At 68.9% G+C, this 19,231-nt stretch carries 13 protein-coding genes; 7 read left to right on the top strand and 6 right to left on the bottom strand.

Annotation, left to right across the window (positions count from 1 at the left end; translation table 11 throughout):
- Positions 1–156 precede the first annotated feature (156 nt).
- Positions 157–1,674, top strand: coding sequence for an alpha-N-arabinofuranosidase (locus ABN028_RS18730; RefSeq protein WP_349697434.1), 1,518 nt, complete (start codon positions 157–159; stop codon positions 1,672–1,674).
- Between the two features lie 12 nt (positions 1,675–1,686).
- On the opposite strand, the gene ABN028_RS18725 is transcribed toward ABN028_RS18730, so the two are convergent.
- Both ABN028_RS18725 and ABN028_RS18720 read right to left on the bottom strand, forming a co-directional pair.
- Positions 1,687–2,682, bottom strand: a complete 996-nt coding sequence (locus tag ABN028_RS18725) for a LacI family DNA-binding transcriptional regulator (RefSeq protein ID WP_349697444.1) — start codon at positions 2,680–2,682, stop codon at positions 1,687–1,689.
- Positions 2,683–2,900: 218 nt separating this feature from the next.
- Positions 2,901–5,636: a hypothetical protein gene (locus ABN028_RS18720; protein ID WP_349697433.1), complete on the bottom strand. Its 2,736-nt coding sequence runs from the start codon at positions 5,634–5,636 to the stop codon at positions 2,901–2,903.
- Positions 5,637–5,886: 250 nt separating this feature from the next.
- On the opposite strand from ABN028_RS18720, the gene ABN028_RS18715 reads away from it, so the two are divergent.
- Positions 5,887–6,657 carry a GNAT family N-acetyltransferase gene (locus ABN028_RS18715; protein WP_349697432.1) on the top strand — a complete coding sequence of 257 codons (771 nt, stop codon included), beginning with the start codon at positions 5,887–5,889 and terminating at the stop codon, positions 6,655–6,657.
- A 19-nt stretch (positions 6,658–6,676) separates the two neighbouring features.
- Here ABN028_RS18715 and ABN028_RS18710 read toward each other — a convergent pair whose 3' ends face one another.
- Positions 6,677–7,477, bottom strand: a complete 801-nt coding sequence (locus tag ABN028_RS18710; RefSeq protein WP_349329862.1) for an enoyl-CoA hydratase/isomerase family protein — start codon at positions 7,475–7,477, stop codon at positions 6,677–6,679.
- On the bottom strand, positions 7,477–8,274 hold the full coding sequence (locus ABN028_RS18705) for a PaaX family transcriptional regulator (RefSeq protein WP_349697431.1): 798 nt from the start codon (positions 8,272–8,274) through the stop codon (positions 7,477–7,479). Before ABN028_RS18705 ends, ABN028_RS18710 begins: the two co-directional genes overlap by 1 nt.
- A gap of 202 nt (positions 8,275–8,476) precedes the next feature.
- Between ABN028_RS18705 and ABN028_RS18700 the strand changes: the two genes are divergently transcribed.
- The 4 genes from ABN028_RS18700 to ABN028_RS18685 all read left to right on the top strand — a co-directional run bounded on the left by ABN028_RS18700 (position 8,477) and on the right by ABN028_RS18685 (position 15,216).
- Positions 8,477–8,644, top strand: coding sequence for a DUF3117 domain-containing protein (locus ABN028_RS18700; protein WP_349329860.1), 168 nt, complete (start codon positions 8,477–8,479; stop codon positions 8,642–8,644).
- Between the two features lie 477 nt (positions 8,645–9,121).
- Positions 9,122–12,535 carry a S8 family peptidase gene (locus ABN028_RS18695; RefSeq protein WP_349697430.1) on the top strand — a complete coding sequence of 1,138 codons (3,414 nt, stop codon included), beginning with the start codon at positions 9,122–9,124 and terminating at the stop codon, positions 12,533–12,535.
- Positions 12,536–12,868: 333 nt separating this feature from the next.
- Entirely contained in the window at positions 12,869–13,870 is a 1,002-nt protein-coding gene (locus ABN028_RS18690) for a hypothetical protein (protein ID WP_349697429.1), read from the top strand.
- Positions 13,753–15,216: a hypothetical protein gene (locus ABN028_RS18685; protein WP_349697428.1), complete on the top strand. Its 1,464-nt coding sequence runs from the start codon at positions 13,753–13,755 to the stop codon at positions 15,214–15,216. The genes ABN028_RS18690 and ABN028_RS18685 overlap by 118 nt, the downstream gene beginning before the upstream one ends.
- A gap of 21 nt (positions 15,217–15,237) precedes the next feature.
- Here the strand turns inward: ABN028_RS18685 and glgA are convergent, their stop codons facing one another.
- Together glgA and ABN028_RS18675 are read right to left on the bottom strand one after the other, a co-directional pair.
- Complete coding sequence (gene glgA, locus ABN028_RS18680) at positions 15,238–16,392, bottom strand: glycogen synthase (protein ID WP_349329857.1); 1,155 nt, start codon at positions 16,390–16,392, stop codon at positions 15,238–15,240.
- Positions 16,393–16,655: 263 nt separating this feature from the next.
- Positions 16,656–18,050, bottom strand: a complete 1,395-nt coding sequence (locus ABN028_RS18675) for an HNH endonuclease signature motif containing protein (RefSeq protein WP_349329856.1) — start codon at positions 18,048–18,050, stop codon at positions 16,656–16,658.
- Positions 18,051–18,288: 238 nt separating this feature from the next.
- Here ABN028_RS18675 and ABN028_RS18670 point away from each other — a divergent pair, with 238 nt between their 5' ends.
- Entirely contained in the window at positions 18,289–19,221 is a 933-nt protein-coding gene (locus tag ABN028_RS18670) for a phosphotransferase family protein (RefSeq protein ID WP_349697427.1), read from the top strand.
- Positions 19,222–19,231 lie beyond the last annotated feature (10 nt).

The raw sequence follows: 19,231 nt of genomic DNA, 5'->3' as shown, positions 1-19,231 counted from the left end.
CGCGGCTCAAGGTATAACGTCAAACCCACGAAGGGGAAGGGCGGGCGCTGGCCCGGCCGGGCGACTGAACGCTTCACGCCGAGGGGCGCGGGATTACGGCCGCGGTTCAGCCTGGGGTCCTCCCCTCTGCCGACCACCGAAAGGTTCAGCATGACCATGTCCAGCGCACGCGCGGTCGTCGATCTCGATGTCACCGGCGCAACGATCAGCCGACATCTGTACGGCCACTTCGCCGAGCACCTCGGCCGGTGCATCTACGGCGGCTTCTACGTCGGTGAGGACTCCTCGATCCCGAACGAGGGCGGCATCCGTCTCGATGTCGTCGAGGCTCTGCGCGCTCTGCAGATTCCCAATCTGCGCTGGCCTGGTGGCTGCTTCGCCGACGAGTACCACTGGCGTGACGGTATCGGCCCGAAGGAGCAACGTCCCCGGATGGTCAACACGCACTGGGGCAACGTCGAGGAGAACAACCACTTCGGCACCCATGAGTTCATGGCCTTGTGTGAACTGCTCGGAGCCGACGCCTATGTCAACGGCAACATCGGTTCAGGCACTGTGCAGGAGATGAGCGACTGGGTGGAGTACCTCACCCGCGACGGTGACAGCCCGATGTCCCGGCTTCGCAAGGCCAACGGCCGCGACGAGCCCTGGAAGGTGCCGTACTGGGGTCTCGGCAACGAGGCCTGGGGCTGCGGCGGACACATGCGCGCCGAAGCCTACGCCGATGAAGCACGGCGTTACTCGACGTTCTGCCGCAACCATGGCGACAACACGTTGTACCGAATCGCCGCCGGCGCGGCCGATGACGACCTGGCCTGGACCGAAACCCTGATGAAGGCGGTCAGCTGCCTTGGTTGCGCCCGTGAACCGCGCGGCATGTTCCAGGGCATCTCGTTCCACTACTACTCCCATGACGGCAGCGGACTCAACAAGAACCCGGCCACGGCGTTCAGTGATGAGCAGTACTACACGACCATGATCAAGGCGGTCGACATCGACCGCGTCATCGCGGGCCACACCGCGGTCATGGACGCCTACGACCCGAAGCGCAGGATCGGCCTGATCTGCGACGAGTGGGGCACCTGGTGGAACACCGAACCAGGGACGAACCCGAGGTTTCTGTACCAGCAGAACACCCTGCGCGACGCCCTGGTCGCGGGGGTCCACTTCGACATCTTCCACAAGCACGCCGCCCGGCTCCACATGGCCAATATCGCCCAGACCGTCAACGTCCTCCAGTCGATGATCCTGACCGACGACGCCGGAGGCATGGTCCTCACGCCCACCTACCACGTGTTCGAGATGAACAAGGGCCATCATGACGCGCTGCAGCTCCCGGTCCATCTGATCGAGCGGCCGGACGCCTACGACGCGGATGGCGCACAGCTCGACCTGGTCTCGATCTCGGCCAGCACCAAGGGCGCAAACGCCTTGATCTCGGTCAGCAACTTGGCGCTCGACTCCGACACGACGCTCACTCTCGACCTACGCGGTCGAACCGTCACCGGACACCACGCTCGTGTGCTCACCGCGGACGAGCCACAGCGCCACAACACGACGGCGGCTCCGGACGCGGTCGCTCCGGCCGATCTGGACCTTGCCCTCGACGGCGGAGTGCTGACGGTCACCCTGCCGCGTCATTCGTTCAGTACGATCCACCTCGACCTGGCATAGGCCATCGTTCGGTCAGCGGCGGGTCGAGTCACGCTCGATGATCTTCGCCTCGGGCATGACGACCCGCGCTGGCCGAGATGCGCCACCTTCGATCCGTTCCATCAGCAGGGAGCAGATCGCGTCGGCCATCTCGTCGTTCCCCGGCTCCACCGTGGTCAACGCAGGCAGTGTGAAGCGACTGTCGGCGATGTTGTCGAATCCGATCACCTGGACATCCCTGGGAACGTGCACTCCGGACTCAGCGAGCGCACGCAATGCTCCGACAGCAGCCGAATCGGTCAGCGCGAAGATGGCGTCGACGTCAACGCCGGCCCGGAGCAACGTCAACGTGGAGGTGTAGCCGTCGACGACCCGGAAGCAACGCGACAAGATCAGGTTTTCGTCGACCGGCAGTCCGGCCGCCTCATGTGCCTCGCGATATCCGCGAGCGCGGAGCTCGGGCATCGACTGCTTGTCGCCTAGTACGCCACCCAGGAGCGCGATCCGGCGTGCTCCAGACTCCAGCAGCAACTCGGTAGCTCGCCGGGCACCGCCTACGTTGTCCATCAACACATGATCGAACCGTGCCGGTACGGCCCGCTCCCCGATCAACACGATGGGAGTGTCGATGCTGAGCTGTTCCAGATCGGCCGCGTCGCCGGCGACCACGCTGAGAACGAAGCCGTCATAGGTCCGCAACCGCGCCGCAGCAAGCGCATCCAACTCAGCCTGGCGTTCGCCGCCAGTCCGTTCCATCACCAACCGAAGATCGTGGTCGGCGAAACGATCGGCCAAACGGCCAGCGAGCTCGGGATAATACCCAGACTCGAAACCAGGAACGGCCAGGCCCACCATGCCCGTCCGCCCCATGCGGAGGTGCCTCGCCGCCATGTTGACCCGGTAACCGAGCGCGGCAATGCTCGCCAGCACCCGACTCCTGGTCGATTCACTCACCCGCTGGGACCGCCCGTTGATCACATTGGACACGGTCATGGTGGACACCCCGGCATGGCGAGCCACATCGTGCATGGTCACACCGGCACGACGATGTACGCCCCTGCCCGGACCGCTCACCGTCTGCCCTCCCCTCAAGGCGCAACGTACGCCCCCCGCGCATCCGAGCTTACGCACCCGATCCAGGTGTCCTGATCTCCCGTGACGCTGCAGGTGCCGGCGGGACTCCAGCATTCCGCTGGCGCGAGGGGCGGGCCCAACCGACCGCGGTAGCGCCTTCCCTCACCTGGGGATCAGCTCGCCGTACGTCCCCAACGCGTCTTGGGGTCGGTGTGAACCACGTAGTACGGCTGATTGGCCAGATCAGGAGCGAGGCCCGGGTACGGCCAGGCGGCGTAGCCTGCTGTGACCTCGAAGAAGTACTGCACGGAGTAGAGGCTTCCGGCCGTGTCGGTGGAGATCTCTCCGACGAAGGCGCCGTCTCGTTGCTCCAGGTCGAGAGAGCTGTAGGCGAGGGCCTGGTTGACCGGCCGCCACCGCACGCGAACGCCGGTGACCCGTTCGTCCTCGGTTCGCCAGCTGATCTTGATCGCCTTCCCCGGTTCGAAGTACTCCGCGGGTGTGTGCTCTCCGATCGGGGCAGGTGGTGTGGTCAGTTGCTCTTCGAGGGCGACCGGATCGGCATCGGTGTCCGCGGTCTCCGTGTCCTGCAGGGTGGCTTCGAGCGCTGCGAGATCGGCGAGCAGGGCGGGGCGACGGTCGGCCCAGGTGCCGCGGGAGAAGTCGGTCTGACCGAACGGAAGGTCACTGACGTAGGGCTTTGCCGCCTCGACGATCGCGTCCCAGGCGGCGATGGCGGACCGTTGGTGATCGACGGCGCGGGCCAGCATGGGCCGGCCGAGTGATCGGAGCCCGTAGGCGACCGCGGCCCGCAGCGCGGAGGCGAAGTACCGTGCGAGCTGCGCCTGGATCCGGACATCGATGGCGACGACCCTGAACAGCGGCTCGTTGCCTCCACCATCGGCGCCATCGGCCTGCTCGGCCTCGGAGAGGGCGGTCAGCGCCTCCTCGGCCAACTGCTCGAGCCGATCCGCGAGCTCCACCGGCGTGTGCTTGCCGCGCCACTGTCCCGCCAACACATCGGCCGCGAACTCATCCACACCATAGATCAACTCGGGGTCCAACGGACTGACGTTGCCGAAGGAGTACGGAGGCGTCATGTCGAAGTCGGAGTTGGCCGGCCAACCCTGGGCCCGGTACGGACTCTCCATCCGCTCGGTCCGCGGTAGCAGCGACACCGGAGTCGGCATCTCGGGCCAGTAGACATTGCACGCCGTCGACGGCGCGTGGAGCACCGTGATCAGCGGCAGCACCCGGGAGGCAGCGCCAAGTGCGCGACCGGTCGCGTCAGCCGCGGCACCGAAGGTCGTCCGCAGCTCCCTGGTCAGTTCCGCCACCGGGGTCTCCGGCTCGTAGGCGGTGCGGCCGAGGAGGCGGTAGGTGTGGCGGTACTTCCACCAGTCATCCGCGGCGGCTTGCAGGTCGTCGTCCTGGTACAACCGCCTGCTCGTTCGCGGCCCGTCCGGCGACCCGAGCGCGGCGCTGTCCTTCTTCCCCAGAAAGGACATGGGCTCGAACCACTCCATGCCCAGCGCGTCGGCGAAGTCCGCGTGTCGGCCGTAGCCGGCGGCCAGCACCGGATCGCCCCAGAGCAGCACCCGCTGGGTTCCGGGCCACACCCGGTGCAGCAGTCGGTAGGGCCGGTTGGTGTGGGCGTAGTCGCCGTACCCATAGCGGGTGAAGCTGCGGCGCGAGGTGGTCTGCGTGCCGGTCGCCTTCGCGTCGGGGTGCCCGGTCCCGGGTGCCCACACGCCTGCAGGCTCGGCCTTCTCGCCGGCTTTCCGACGACCGGTCCGCTCCTTCTCGCGGATCGCGGCCTGCTGGTAGGGCAACCCCTGGTGTTCGCCCCAGTGCTTGGTCGACAGCGTCAGCGGTACGCCGAGATCCGTGGCGATCGCGATCAGCTCCGCGCTCACGCCCTTGGCATGAAAGTCGAGTTCGACCAGACGTCCGACCTGGGGAAGCCCGCTGAGCACCACCCGCCAGAACTCGTGCGTGGGCTCAGGTACGCCGCCTTCGAAATGGACCCGAAAGGTCAGGCGCCTGATCTCCGGACAGGCCTGCAACAGGGTGGTGAGGCCATCCCGGCTGTACTCGGCATGGTTGTCCGGACCCAGCCCTCTAATCGGCCACCGCTCGGTGTCGGCGTCCGGGTCGTAACGGTAGGCGTGGTTCCACAACCCGAGCCCGAAATCGAGACCACGCCGGGTCGCCTCACGGGCAATGAATCGCAGGGACTCCAGATTGCGCTCCCGCTCGGCGTCACTGACCCCCTCGGCCCGTACGTCGTAGCCGTCCACCCCGGTCAGGAACGGGTAGGGGAAGCAGAGGTAGTTGTCGGTGACCCGGCGGTCGATGAGGTAGTCGTTCATGGCACCCAGTCCCAGACTGAACCGGTTGAACCGCTGGCAGGCGAGATGGGTGAGGTAGTCCTGCCAGAAGGTCCGGTCGTGGAACCATGTCCGGTCGGTGGCCGCCGTGGTGAAGATCCGCGTGATTCCACGAGCGACGTTACGCGGGCGCTCGAGGTACTCGCGGAGTCCGTCATACTCCGCCAGCACGTCGGCGCTGTTCTGGGCGATGTCGTAGAGCTCCAGCAGCGCGTAACCAAGTCCGCGGTCGTCAGCGGCCGTGATCAGCACCGTCGAATCGGCCGGCACCGACGCCATCGCGAAGGACTCCGGAGTCGTCGCGAGGTCAGAGCCGTGTCGGCGCCGCCATCGGTCCACCAGATCGCGAACCCGGCCGTCACCGGGCGGGCAGACCAGCAGCCGAACGTCGGCCTGGACCTCAGGCTCCACCAGGCGAAACCCCTGCCTGGCCAGCTCCGCTGTGAGCAGGTCCCGCGCCCAGGTCGCGGTCGTCAGTCGGGCGTCGGAATGGCCGATGGTCACCGTTGGACCAGTCATCGATCTGACCTCTCCTCACGTTCATGAGCGGCGTCGCGCCATAGACGGGGTTCCGTCGCCGCCCGCGGGGAGGTGACTGCGACTGTCGCGCCCTGCCAGTTTCCGTATCGTAGAATTACCTTTTCAGTTCTTGACCTGGCTTGGATAGTTCCGGTCCTCATCCGGTCATCCGGGCGTTGTCCACGTTGTTGTGACGGGGCTGATATACCTGTCAGCTCGAGAACCCAGCACCGGAGGTCGGTGGCTGACCATGGGCGTCGGGATCGACGAGGCGATCGAGGTCTTCGTGCGGGGATTCTCCTTCAAGCGGAGCCGTACGCATCCCTACGTCCCCGAACGGATCGGTCCGGCCTGGGTCATGCGCGATGCGCCACGCGGGGGCAAGGCGCCCACCTACCGGCGCGAGGAGTGGGTCGCATGGGGGATCGACGCGGCCGACCTCCACGCCCTCGCAGCCGAGCACACCCGCGGCCGGTACGCGATCTGCGCGATCCGCGCGCCCGGCGAGGCGGAAGGGCCGTTGCGTCAGGCGTACAAGCAGCTCGGCTACCGGCTCGGCGCGACCGAGGCGCTGATGGTGCATCGACTGGACCGGATCCCGCGCACCAAGGCGCCGGCACGGATCACCCGCGTGACGACGCCGGAGCTGGCAGGACGCCTGGCCCGGGCGACAGAGAGCAAACCGCTCGAGGAAGCGGCGCTTTCGCGTGACGCTCCGCTTCGGCAGTACGTCGCCCTCGACGGCGACGAGCCCGTCGGATGGGTCCAGAGCATCATCGTCCGCACGGAGACGTCGGGCGACGCGGCGCCGATGACCTGGTGCGCGGACATGTTCGTCCAGCCGTCGCATCGCCGCCGCGGCATCGGCCGCGCTCTGCTGGAGCGGATGCTCCGCGATGACCGTCAGCGGGGAGCGGCGGCCGCGGTCCTGTTGGCGAGCCACGACGGCGCGAAGCTGTACCCCGTGATGGGGTACGACCAGATCGGCCAGCTCTACCTCTACTCGCCGACCAGGCGCTGACGCCGCCCGCCGGGAGTGTTCAGTGGCCGTGGAATGTCGGGCGCTCCTTGGCCTGGAACGCCGCGACCGCGGCCCGGTGGTCCTCCGTCGTACCCGTGAGCCGCATCATCTCCCCCTCGAACTCGAGCGACTCCTGCAGCGTGTGGTTCGCGGCGTACGCGAGGGACAGCCTGATCGCGGCGTAGGCGGCGGTGGGCCCGGCGGCCAGTTCCCGGGCGAGCGCGGTCGCCTCGGCGGCGAGAGAGTCGTGGGGCACGACGGACGTGGCCAGCCCGATGTCGGCCGCTTCCTGGGCCGAGATGGTGCGGGGACGCATCAGGAGGTCGACCGCGCGGGCGTGCCCGACCAACCGCGGTAGCGTCCACGACGTACCCGTGTCGCAGGTCAGCCCGATCGCGGCGAACGCGAGGTTGAAGCCGGCGGTGTCGGCGACCACCCGGAAGTCGCAGGCGAACGCGAGCGCGGCGCCCGCTCCCGCGGCCACGCCGTTGACCGCGGCCACGACCGGTTTTGGCATCGTCGCCAGCCCGAGAGCGATCGGGATGTAGTGGGCAGGCACCGTGCTCCAGACCTCCTCCGGCGCCTTCTCGGCGAGGCTCACGGCATGCTCGCGGAGGTCCTGCCCGGCAGAGAACGCCTTGTCACCCGCACCGGTCAGGAGTACGCAGCGGATCGACTCGTCCTCGGCGGCCTGGCGGACCGCGTCGCGCAGCGCCTCCTTGGTGAACAGGTCGAGGGCGTTACGGGCCTGCGGCCGGTCGAGGGTGATCGTCGCCACGGCGTCGGTCACGTCGTAGCGGACGGGCGGGTGGTCGGTCATCAGGTCCCTCCTGGTGGAGCGAGGCAGGCATCGACGAAGCGCGTGGCCGCGGGATGGAGCCGGGCTGCGTGGGTGTCGAAGTACGCCGCCGCCTCGTCGCCGGGCCAGTCGTCGGGAAGCAGGCTGCGGGGGAGTCCGGGGTCGGTGAAGAGGAACTTCCGCCATTCGTGCACGAGCCGGCTCCGCAGCGCGTAGGCGGTCTCGTCATCGCGTTCGGCGTCCTGCGTGCCGTCGAGCAGGGTACGTGCATCGGCGAGCCAGTCCCGATAGGCCGCGCCGAGCGCGTCGAGGTCCCAGGCGCGCCGGGCCAACGCCTTCGGGTCGGTGGGCTCGCCGGCCAGGAAACTGTCGGAGTGGACGCCAGCGGCGGCGAGGAGCCCTTCGACCTCGCCGGACGGTCGCGGCGCGATCCAGGTCGTACCGGCGAGTCTTGCGTATCCGAGGAAGCGGAGGCCGGCCTCGAGCCGTTCGCGGGCGGTGCGGGCCCGGACCGGGGAGGTGACGAGGAGGTGCCACCGGCCGTCCCAGCCGGCCGCGCGGGTGCGGTAGATCCGTACCGCCGCATCGTCGAGCCTGCGAACGGCGCGGTCGGTGAGGGCGTATCTGGTTCCGGCGCGCGGCTGCCCCACCGGTGTGAGCCAGCCCTGGCGTACCATCCGCGACACCGCCTGGCGTACCGCCGGCGCCGCGATCCCGAGGGGGGCCAGCAGCCGGACGAGGGCCGAGACCGGCGCGCGTCCACCTCGCGACCGGAGGTGATCGCCGTAGAGGTCGAACAGCGCCGATCTTGCCTGCATGACACCGAGTCTGCCCGACGGCAACGGGTCAGAAGCCGGCCAAAGAGGACACCTTCGCGTTTCCGGCAGGTGCCGCGCCGATCTTGACTACCGGGCCGGTCCGGCCATGCGGGATAATGGGCCCTCGAATCGACACGCGTCGGCGGCGTGTCACCGGTTCTCGGTGTGTCGTCGCGTACGGACGGCAGGAAGGAGTGCGCGCATGGCGGCCATGAAGCCGCGGACGGGCGACGGACCGCTCGAGGTCACCAAGGAGGGGCGCGGCATCGTCATGCGAGTGCCGCTGGAGGGTGGCGGGCGGCTCGTCGTCGAGCTCTCGGCAGACGAGGCCGGTGAGCTCGGTGACGCGCTCAAGTCGGTCGTGGGCTGAGCCCATCGCCTCACCGGCGCCATCCGGAGTGGGTCTGGTGCGATATCCAGGCCTGACGCGCCACATCAGCTAACGGGACTACGCGGCCCCGGTCAGATAAGTACTGACCGGGGCCTCGGCATGCCCGGCTCGCATGTCGTACGACCGGGCGCGGAGCTCTTGAACATGGACGATCGTCGGCGAGGCCTCGGTCATCGACGCCGTGGCGTCGACGCGGGACCCCCTCGCTGTAGCGGCATGTCGCCGTTCTCCCGCACTCTCAGCGGCGATAACGGCTTTGTAACCATTTGGCCCGGCTCTCGGCACTCGCGCAACATTCTGGCTGTTCATGTCGTCCTGGGTGCTACATACTGCTTGCGTACATACTGAGTATGTAAGATTCGTTGCTCCACATCCTGTTACACGGGGGCCTGTCAGGTGCCGGGGTCTGTCGGCGATGCCGTGCTCACGTGTGTCCGCACTACGGGGAGGTACTGCATGAGTTCCATGCATCGCCGGGTCCGTGCCTTGGGCATGGCCGCACTGGCTGCCGGGCTGGCCATGGCCATGAGCCCGACAGCCGTCGCCGGACCGGGCGGGTCAGCCGGCGTCGGCGCCGCACCGCCGGCAGGTCCAGAGGCGGCACCACACGCACGCGCACCACGGGCTGGCAGCCAGGTGTCTGTCACGCTGATCACCGGAGACCGGGTGCTGCTCCCGTCGGCGCGGTCGTCGACGGCGAGCGTCGTCCCCGGCCCGGGCCGCAGGAACATCCGGTTCGTCACCCACCGGGTTGACGGCCGACTCACCGTCGTTCCGTCCGACGCGCTTCCGCTCGTCCGGTCGGGCGCACTCGACCGCCGGTTGTTCGACGTGACCGGCCTCGTCAAGGCGAAGTACGACGACGCACGTCGGTCCGCCGTTCCGCTGATCGTCAGCTACGACGGTGAGTCCGCGCAGGCGCGCGGGCAGGACCGGCTGACCGCGGCCGGCGGGCAGGACGCGCGCGACCTGCCGGCCGTCGACGCCACGGCCATCGAGGTCGAGAAGAAGGCGGCCAAGGGCTTCTGGGACTCGGTGGCCGGCGGCCAGGGGAAGGCCCGCACCTACTCCGGCGGGATCGACAGGATCTGGCTCGACGGCCTCCGCAAGCCGGTGCTGGACAAGAGCGTCCCCCAGATCGGGGCGCCCGAGGCATGGGAGGCCGGCTACACCGGCAAGGGTGTCACCGTGGCGGTGCTCGACACCGGCATCGACGCCACCCATCCCGACCTGGAAGGTCAGGTCGCCGAGGCCAAGGACTTCTCCGGCGAGGGTCCTGGCGACGGCTTCGGGCACGGTACCCACGTCGCGTCCACGATCGCCGGTACGGCGAAGGCGTCGGACGGAAAGTACAAGGGCGTCGCGCCGGACGCGAAACTGCTCGACGGCAAGGTCTGTGACTCGGGCGGCAGTTGCTCGGAGTCGGCGATCCTCGCCGGCATGGAGTGGGCCGCCACCGAGAAGCAGGCCAACGTCGTCAACCTGAGCCTCGGCGGCGGCGACACACCAGAGGTCGACCCGCTCGAGGAAGCCGTCAACACGCTGACGGAGGAGACGGGCACGCTGTTCGTCATCGCCGCCGGCAACTTCGGGCCGGACGCCCAGACCGTCGACTCTCCAGGCAGCGCCGACGCGGCTCTCACGGTCGGTGCGGTCGACAAACAGGACGAGATCGCGGACTTCTCCGGTCGCGGCCCGCGAATCGGTGACGGTGCGATCAAGCCCGACGTCACCGCACCGGGTGTCGACATCGTCGCCGCCAAGGCCGAGGGCACCGAGATGGGCGAGCCGATGGGCGACGGCTACGTCACCGCGAGCGGCACGTCCATGGCGACCCCCCACGCGGCCGGCGCGGCCGCGCTCCTCGCGCAGCAGCACCCGGACTGGAAGGCGCAGCAGCTCAAGCCCACGCTGACGGCTTCGGCGAAGGCGCATCCGGACCTGACCGTGTTCGACCAGGGCGCGGGCAGGATCGACGTGGCGAAGGCAATCAAGCAGTCGGTCTTCTCCGAGCCAGGGAGCGTGTCGTTCGGTCTCGCGCGCTGGCCGCACGGCGACGACGAGCCGGTCACCAGGAAGGTCACCTACCGCAACAGCGGATATGCCGACATCACGCTCGACCTCGCCGCCACCATGGCCGGGCCGGACGGCGAGCCGGCGCCGGCGTCCGCGGTGAAGCTCAGCGCGGACAAGGTCACGGTTCCAGCAGGAGGCACCGCCGAGGTCGAGATCACCTCGGTCACCTCCCACGACGGACCGGACGGCGCCTACAGCGGCCGGCTCGTCGCCACGGCGGGCGACCAGGCGGTCTCCACGCCGATCGGCGTGGAGAAGGAGGTCGAGAGCTACGACGTGACGATCAAGCACCTCGACCGCCAGGGCAAGCCCGCGGCCGACGCGTACGGATTCCTCTTCGGCCTCGACGAGTACGTCTGGCAGGACCTCATGCCCGATGCCGAGGGTACGGCGAAGGTCAGGCTCCCCAAGGGCAGGTACCTCCTGGAGTCCAGCATCGTCACATGGGACGAGGAGTCGTCGGAGTGGAGCAGCCTCGTCCAGCCTCTACTCACACTCGACGCGAACGTCACGATCACCGCGGACGCCCGCAAGGCAAAGCAGGTGACCACGACTGTCGAGCGGACATCGGTCCGGCCTGCCGTGGTTGACCTGGGCTATGACCGCAACGCACGCAACTCGCTGGGATCCTCGGTGCTTGCGTTCGACTTCACGGGTCTCTACGCCGGACGACTCGGGAAGAAGGTCGCAGGTTCGAAGATGGTTTCCCACGTCGGAAGTCAGTGGGCCGAGCCCGGGCCGGCGGAGGACTTTGCCAACAGTCCCTTCTTCTACGGGTTGCTCGACGTGGAGCGAGGACACTACTTCAGCGGTTTCGAGCGCACTGCGCGGGACCGCGACCTGGCGAAGGTCACCGCGCGGCTGGCGCAGACACTGCCTGGCCGGCGAGGCGGTCGCGTGCTGTTCGGCTCTGGCAACGGCGTATCCGGTGGATGGGCCGTCGTCGCGGCCATGGACCTTCCACACAGGGTGACGACGTTCCTCGAGCCGGATCCGGTGCGTTGGGACTCCGAGGTCAGCGAGTTCGTGATCGACGAGGAAGGCTGGCCGGTCGACCAGACCTACCTGGTGTCCACGCCTCGGACGTACAAGCGGGGTGAGTCCGTCAAGGAGCAGTGGAGCGACGCGGTGTTCGGTCCGGCGTTCCCCGGGGCGGACTTCGCCTGGTCGGAACGGTTCGGCAACGAGATGTACATCAGCGTTCCGATGTACTCCGACGGGTCCGGGCACGCCGGTGACTCGCTCACCGACACGGCGAGGACCACGCTGTACCGCGAGGGCAAGAAGGTCGCGGAGTCGGAGTACGGCGGCTATCTCGACGATGTGGTCACGGTGCCGAGCGCGAAGGCGTCGTTCCGGCTCGAGGTCGAGGCGACGCGGCCGTCGTACTCAGGTTTCTCGACGATGATCGACACGACCTGGACCTTCACGTCGGGCCGGACGGCCGATGACGAGGCGGAGGCGTTGCCGCTGACGGCCGTCCGGTTCAGCCCGAAGGTCGACCAGCGCAACCGCAACCACGAGGGTACGCAGGCGACGGTGCCGGTGAGGATCCAGCCACAGGCGGGATCTGCGGCCGGCAGGCCGAAGCACCTCGAGGTGGCCGTGTCGGTCGACGACGGCAAGACCTGGAAGACCGCCGAGACCATCCCCGCCGGTGACAACCGGTGGGTGGCGGTCGTGGAGACGCCACAGTCCGGAGCGGAGTACGTCTCGCTGCGGGCGAAGGCGAGTGACTCGAAGGGCAACACGGTCGAACAGACGATCCTGCGGGCATACGCCATCGGGTCGTAACCGGTTCGGGGGGTCCGGGGGACGCCGGCCCCGGGCCAGCACCTCGGGCCGGCGACGGTGCCGACCTGACGAGTGAGGGCCGGCGGGTTCTGCCATCGAACGATGGTGGAACCCGCCGGCCCTTGGTGCGTTCTGCGTCGGCTTCTCCGACTCCCCGGCGGATTGGCAGCGCACGCCCCGGGGCGGCTTGGCAGCGAACCGGTCCCGTCCTGCTGGACATAAACGAACAGGTGTCGGATCGAGGACGGGCTGGGCGGGCGAGCCCTGGAAACGGGGAATGTCATGCGCTGTGCGCCGCTACCCAGGTCGACGAAGGTCCTCGGGGTGGCGGCCATGGTGATCGGTTTGCTGTCCGGTCCGGTGGTGACCGCCCCGCCCGTCCCCGCCGCGAACCCGGACCTGGCCCCGCGGCCAGGTGCGTTGGACGAGCGGCCGGGTGGATGGGAGCGTTCGGGCAGGCAGGCCGAGCGTCCAGCTGTGCTGGAGCATTCGGGTGGGCTGGAGCATTCGGGTGGGCTGGAGCATTCGGGTGGGCTGGACAAGGGGTCAGGTCGGACGGTCGACGGGCGTACGCGGACCGTGACGCTGGTGACCGGCGACCGAGTGGTGATCGCATCGGCAGGGCAAGGCACGGCCGGCGAGGTCGTTCCCGGCCCCGGGCGATCCGGAATGACCTTCCTGACCCGGCGGTTCGGCGACGCGCTCCAGGTCATCCCGGCTGACGCCCTCCCCCTGGTCACGACCGGCGCGGTGGACGGGCGACTCTTCGACCTCACCAGCCTGGCGGCGGCCACGACGGCTGGTGAGCCTCGCCTGCGGGTGACCTATCGCGACGCCGCGCGCCGTCAGCAGGTGACCAGCGACGGCGCCGCGCTGTGGGCGGCCGCCCGCCCGGTCGACGGCAGCACGCGCTTGCGCGGGGGAGTGAGCCGGATCGCGCTCGACGACGGGTCGATACCTGCGCAGGCCTGGCACCGCTCGCTCGGCGCCGGCCCGTCACTTGGTGCCGGCCCGCCTCTTGGTGCCGGCCCGCCTCTTGGCGCCGGCCCGTCTCTTGGTGCCGGCCCGTCTCTTGGTGCCGACCCGGCGCCTCGCGACTCCGGCAAGCGCGCCAGACCCACGAGCTCACCATCACTCATCTGGACCCGTCGGGCCGGCGTACCGACCGCGTCGGCGATCTGCTCTTCGCTCTGGACGACGACCGGCTCGAGTTCCCGATGGGCGACGGCGGTACGACGCGGCTGCGCCTTCCCGAGGGTCGCTACCACCTGGAGGCGACGGTATTGTCCGGGCGCGCCGATGACCCTGACTTCCACACGGTCGTCCGGCCGTTGATCGACCTCGACCGGGACATGTCCGTGACGATCGACGCGCGCACGACGAGACCGGTCACCGTTGACCCACCGCGGCCGGGGGCGCGGCTCGCGCTCGTCGATCTTGCGTACCGCCGATACGGCACCGATCCGACCCGCGTCCTGGAGTCGGGCTTCCTGTCGCACCGGCTCGACGACACTCACACGGCCCACCTGGGCCCCGAGGTCGGGCCGGACGAGATGGTGGACCGGCTCAACACGCAGTGGGCCCGACCGGACGAGCAGGGCGGTTTCGCCGATACGCCTTATCTCTACGGGTTGTACTGGCTCACCCGCGGCCGCTACCTCACCGGGTTCAAAGGCGCGGCACGCCCCGGCGAATTGGCGACGATCCGGTCGCGGCACGTGGCCCAGGCCCAGGACGCGAGGGTGTGGCACACCTTCGCGCCTTCGGCGCAGGCCGCCGGCGGGATCGGCGGCTGGTCGGTGGGCATCCCGTTCAGAACACCGTCGACCGTCACCGCCCACCTCATGGCCGGTGACGTCCGCTGGAGCGGCTCGCTCACGCACACCACGGGGGCGGGGAAGACGCAGACCGAGCTGAGCTGGCTGTCCTCGCCGCCGCGGGCGTACCCGGCTGGTCAGACGTACGTCGAACGCTGGAACGCGGCCGTGCTGGGACCGGTGCTTCCCGGCCCGCTTCCCGGCCCGCTGCCCCGCTCTGGGGCCGACCATCCGGCGGCCGTCACGCGGCACGGCAACCGGATCGTCGTGGCGCTGCCGATGTACTCCGACCAGTCAGGACATCTCGGTGGTTCACGGACGGGCCGGGCCGCGACGACGCTCTACCGGGGGCGTGGGCAGGGTCGGACCATGGTCGGGGCCACCGACGAGGTGGGCAGCGGGGAGTTCGAGGTAGGGTCTCGCGCCGCCAGGTACACCCTCGTCACCTCAGCGACACGTCGCGGGTTCGCGGATGTCTCGACCCGGGTGACGGCATCCTGGGAGTTCCGGTCGGCCAGGGCTCCCCGATCGGGGAAGGCGTTGCCGGTGAGCGTGGTGCGGTTCGCGCCCCCGGTCGACGCACGTAACCGGGTTCTGGGCAGCGGCCCGACGCTGGTTCCGGTGACGGTCCAGTCCCAGCTCGGCAAACCGAACCTCACCGTACGCACGCTGGCGATCCAGGCGTCGACCGACGACGGGCGGACCTGGACCCCGGTCCGGCTCATGCGGCGGCCGCACGGCGAGCAGGTCGCGGTGGTCCCGCACCCCTTTCGTCGTGCGTACGTGTCGTTGCGGACGAGGGTGGTCGACATTCACGGCAACCGCTCGGAGCAGACGATCACCCGCGCGTACGCGGTGCGATGAGGCGGCCGGTCGACGCAGCCGTCAGAGCAGGCCCGCGTAGACGTCGGTCGTACGACGGGCAATCGCGTTCCAGTCGAAGTCCCGCACCGCCCGCTCGCGACCGGCCCGGCCCATCGCACGGGCCCGCCCCGGGTCGGCCACGAGTGCGTTGACCGCGGAGGCCAGGTCGTGCTCGAAGCAGTCCGCGTCGGCCTGGTCGTAGGGCACGAGCAGCCCGGTCTCGCCGTGCACGACCACCTCGGGGATCCCGCCGACTGCGCTCGCGACAACTGCCGTCTCGCAGGCCATGGCCTCGAGGTTGACAATGCCCTGCGGTTCGTAGATCGAGGGGCAGCAGAACACCGTGGCGTGGGAGAGGACCTGGATGACCTCGTGTCGAGGAAGCATCTCCTCGATCCAGACGACACCCTTCCGGGTGGTACGCAGCAGATCCACGGCGGCGGCCGCCTCGTGGGCGAGCTCGGGGGTGTCGGCGGCGCCGGCGAGGAGTACCAGCTGAGCCGCCGGGTCGAAACGGGTCGCCGCCCGGAGCAGGTGCCGCACCCCCTTCTGCTGGGTGATCCGGCCGACGAACACCACGGACGGGCGGGACGGGTCGACACCCAGACGTTCGACCACGCCGGTGTCGGGGTCAGGTGCGTACTGCCGGGTGTCGATGCCGTTCGGGATCACCGTGACTCGGGCTGGGTCGACGCTCGGGTAGTGCGTGAGGACGTCGCGCCGCATCGCCTCGCTCACGGAGATGATCGCGTCGGCGCTGGTGTAGGTCGTGCGTTCGGCCCAGGTCGACAGCCGGTAGCCGCCGCCGAGCTGGTCGGCCTTCCACGGCCGGAGCGGTTCGAGGGAGTGCGCGGTGACGACGTGCGGGATCCCGTGGAGGAGCCCGCCGAGCTGGCCGGCGAGGTTGGCGTACCACGTGTGGGAGTGCAGAACCTGTGCCTGGCCGACGGCGGCGGCCATCTCGAGGTTGGCGGCGAAGATCCGCAGTGCCGGGTTGGCGCCGTCGAGGCGGGGGTCCTGCTCGGTGTGCGCGGTCGCGCCGGGGCGAGGTGTACCGAGGCAGTGGGTGTCGAGGTCCACCAGGGGCGCGAGCGCTCGCGAGAGGTAGTCGACGTGGACGCCGGCACCGCCGTAGACGTCCGGTGGATACTCCCGGGTGAGTAGGGCGACGCGCATGCGGGCGACTATGCGGGTCCTGGCGACTGGTTTCAAGGGCTTGCGTGGGTCGGGATTCTGTGCGTTCTGTCGGAGCTGTTGTCCTCGCCCGTCCGCCCGGGAACCTGGCGGCCCCGCCGACAGGACCTCGATGCGCTTCCGCGCGTCTACGGTCCGATCTCTCTTGATGCCGTTGTCCGGGTCCACGAATTCCCAGCCGGACCTGACATGACCTTTACCGTGCCCGCTCACCTTCGGCGGCGATGACTCTTCCGCCGACGCCGCTATGTGCGGAGTCTGGTGTTGCGTAGGGGTTTTCGGGTTTTGCTGATCCATTCAGGTGGGGTGAATTCTGGTTGGCCGTCGGCGGCCATGTGGACGGTCCAGGTGCCTTGGTGGATGAGGCGGTGGTGGTAGCCGCAAAGGAGCACGCCGTTGTCTACGGTGGTGGGTCCGCCTTGGAGCCAGGCGATGGTGTGGTGGGCTTCGCACCAGGAGGGCGGGCGGGTGCAGCCGGGGAAGGCGCAGCCGCGGTCTCGGAGTTCGAGGAGTCGGCGGGTCTTGCCGATGAAGAGCCGGATGCTGTCGGTGATCGCGGGTTCGCCGTTGATGGTGCCCCAGAGGGAGATCTTCGCGTCGCATGCGGCTTGTTGGGCGGTGCGGGCGGAGACGGTGGTGCCGGTGCGGAGCAGCGTGGCGTAGCCGGTGCCGGCCGCGAGGTCGTCGCCGTCGATGGTGATGACCAGGTGTGGTTTCTCCCCGGCGTGGGTGGGTGATTCACCGGAGTTGAGGTAGCGGCGGAGGAGTTCGACGAGCCCGTCGCCGAGGCGTTGGGGATAGCTGCGGGTGTCGGGTCCGTCGGCGGTCGTGGGGCGTGGCGCGGCGAGGGGTTCGAGGGCGGTGCGGAGCATGTCGGCGGCGACCGGGTCGAGTTTGCCGCGGATGAGGGTGCTGGTGGTGTAGGGGTCGTCGTGGAGGGACAGTTCGCGTTGCCGGGCAGCTTTGCGTTCTTCGTCGGCGAGTTGTTTGGCGAGGAGTCGTTCGGCCAGGTCGGGGTCGACGGCTTCGAGGATGGTTTTGCCGAGTTCGGCGAGGATCTTGGGGTTGAACGTCCTGGCGTGGGCGAGGAGGACCTGCTCGGCTTCGGATCGGGTGTCGGGGCCGGCTTCGGTGGGCAGGTCTCGGATGGTTCTGGCGATCACGTGGGCGTGGTCGTCGGAGATGTCGCCGGTGTGGAGGTTGAGCTGGGTGAGTACGAGGTGGCTGTCGAGGTCATGGGCGAGCTTCACCATCCGGTGGGCGTGTTCGGGGCGGAGTCGGAGCAGTCCGGACAGCCAGTTCGCCGTCGAGGGGGTGCCAGCGGTCTTGCCCAGATCGCGTCGGTCGGCCTCCCGGGTGGCGTTCAAGGTGACGGCCGCGATCTGGCTGGTCAAGGCATGCAACTCACCTAGCAGTTCGGTGAGTTCCTCGTCGGGCATTGACCACAACAGCGCCTGGGACTCCTCGCCCACCCGGACTCGCATCCGCGACACCAACGTCGACAACCGATGCCGTGGCTCCGGCGCCTGCCACCTGCCAAGACCCACGCCAGTGCCGCCGGTGACGGTTGCGCTGCCGGCATCTCCGTCGCCGCTGGCGCCACCGCTGGCGTTGCCGCGTCGGGTGGCGGCCGTGTCCATGATCCAACCATAGATGCGACCACCGACAACCGAACCGCGAAAGCCCTGTAAAACAAAGGCTGTTCCATGATCATGAAGGGCAAGTGGTGCTGTACGCCCGAAAGCCTTCATGATCACGATCATGATCACGGGGGTCAGCGCCGCCCGCCTTCGGCCGCTGTCGGTCGTAAACCGATTGCGCCCTGTCCGCATCGGCTGGTGTGCTCACGTTCGTCCGTACGAGAGGGTGGGTGGAGCCATGACGGCGTACGTCCTGACACCGCACCAGGAACTTGCCGCGGAACTCCTGCGGGAACGGTTCGGGACTGTCGACGTTCGCCCGCATGAGACGTGGGGTTCGTCCGTCGTCGTGGAGGCGCAGACTCCGGATGGTGGCTTTTTCCTGAAGGCCAACGGGGACCGGAGCGTGCGAGCCGAAGCGTTCGTCGCCCGCACCGCTCGTGACGCGGGAGTGCCAGTCCCGGAGATTCTCGACCTTGGCGACGATACGCGGCTGCCGGGCGGAAGTTGGATCCTGATGGGTCGAGTTCCCGGCCAGCAATGGGATACACGCACGCTGCCGGAGCCGGCGACGACCGTCACGATCAACGACCTGGCAGAGTACCTGTCCCGGCTCCACGGGGTGCGCCTGCCCGGATACGGCTGGCTGGACAACGGCGGGCGCGGTACGTCGCCGACCTGGCGTGCATGGATGCGCTCGGAGGCGGCGGAGTCGGCGAAAGTCCTTGTCGCGCACGACGACCTGCCCGCCAGCTTTCCCGCCGAGGTCGACCGGGTGATCCGCGCGGTCGTCCCTGACGACGTACGACCGGCCCTCCTCAACGCGGACCTCGGCCTGTCGGAGATCTTCGTCGATCCGGAGACAGGTGCGGTCACCGGAATCCTCGACTGGGCGGCCGCGGCCATCGGCGATCCGCTCTACGACCTTGCCACGTTCGCGTTCGGCGGGCCGGCCGGCCACCCGCTGCCCCCGCTGCTTCAGCCGCGCCTGTTCGATGCGTACTGCGCGCACGATCCGATGATCGCGGGCCGCCCCGAGCGCCTCGTGGCGTTGTACCAGATGCTCAACCATCTCGCGAACGCGTGCTGGAGCATCGCCGAAGGGGTCGATTCGTGGACGGGCGACCTGTGCGTGGAGGCGATGCGACTTTTCGACGTCGCGCGCGAGTGATCATGCTGGT

Source organism: Actinopolymorpha sp. B17G11, assembly GCF_040196095.1.
Taxonomy (GTDB): Bacteria; Actinomycetota; Actinomycetes; order Propionibacteriales; family Actinopolymorphaceae; genus Thermasporomyces.
Note: the sequence above shows the minus strand (reverse complement) of the source record. Positions and strands in the feature narration are given on the sequence as shown.

Bases quoted from the DNA above. Each gene is read 5' to 3' on its own strand.
- ABN028_RS18700 (WP_349329860.1), top strand. From the start codon at position 8,477: ATGGCGGCCATGAAGCCGCGGACGGGCGACGGACCGCTCGAGGTCACC.
- ABN028_RS18705 (WP_349697431.1), bottom strand. From the start codon at position 8,274: ATGCAGGCAAGATCGGCGCTGTTCGACCTCTACGGCGATCACCTCCGG.
- ABN028_RS18685 (WP_349697428.1), top strand. From the start codon at position 13,753: ATGGGCGACGGCGGTACGACGCGGCTGCGCCTTCCCGAGGGTCGCTAC.
- ABN028_RS18690 (WP_349697429.1), top strand. From the start codon at position 12,869: ATGGTGATCGGTTTGCTGTCCGGTCCGGTGGTGACCGCCCCGCCCGTC.
- ABN028_RS18725 (WP_349697444.1), bottom strand. From the start codon at position 2,682: ATGCACGATGTGGCTCGCCATGCCGGGGTGTCCACCATGACCGTGTCC.
- ABN028_RS18675 (WP_349329856.1), bottom strand. From the start codon at position 18,050: ATGGACACGGCCGCCACCCGACGCGGCAACGCCAGCGGTGGCGCCAGC.
- ABN028_RS18670 (WP_349697427.1), top strand. From the start codon at position 18,289: ATGACGGCGTACGTCCTGACACCGCACCAGGAACTTGCCGCGGAACTC.
- ABN028_RS18710 (WP_349329862.1), bottom strand. From the start codon at position 7,477: ATGACCGACCACCCGCCCGTCCGCTACGACGTGACCGACGCCGTGGCG.
- ABN028_RS18730 (WP_349697434.1), top strand. From the start codon at position 157: ATGTCCAGCGCACGCGCGGTCGTCGATCTCGATGTCACCGGCGCAACG.
- ABN028_RS18720 (WP_349697433.1), bottom strand. From the start codon at position 5,636: ATGACTGGTCCAACGGTGACCATCGGCCATTCCGACGCCCGACTGACG.
- ABN028_RS18695 (WP_349697430.1), top strand. From the start codon at position 9,122: ATGAGTTCCATGCATCGCCGGGTCCGTGCCTTGGGCATGGCCGCACTG.
- glgA (WP_349329857.1), bottom strand. From the start codon at position 16,392: ATGCGCGTCGCCCTACTCACCCGGGAGTATCCACCGGACGTCTACGGC.
- ABN028_RS18715 (WP_349697432.1), top strand. From the start codon at position 5,887: ATGGGCGTCGGGATCGACGAGGCGATCGAGGTCTTCGTGCGGGGATTC.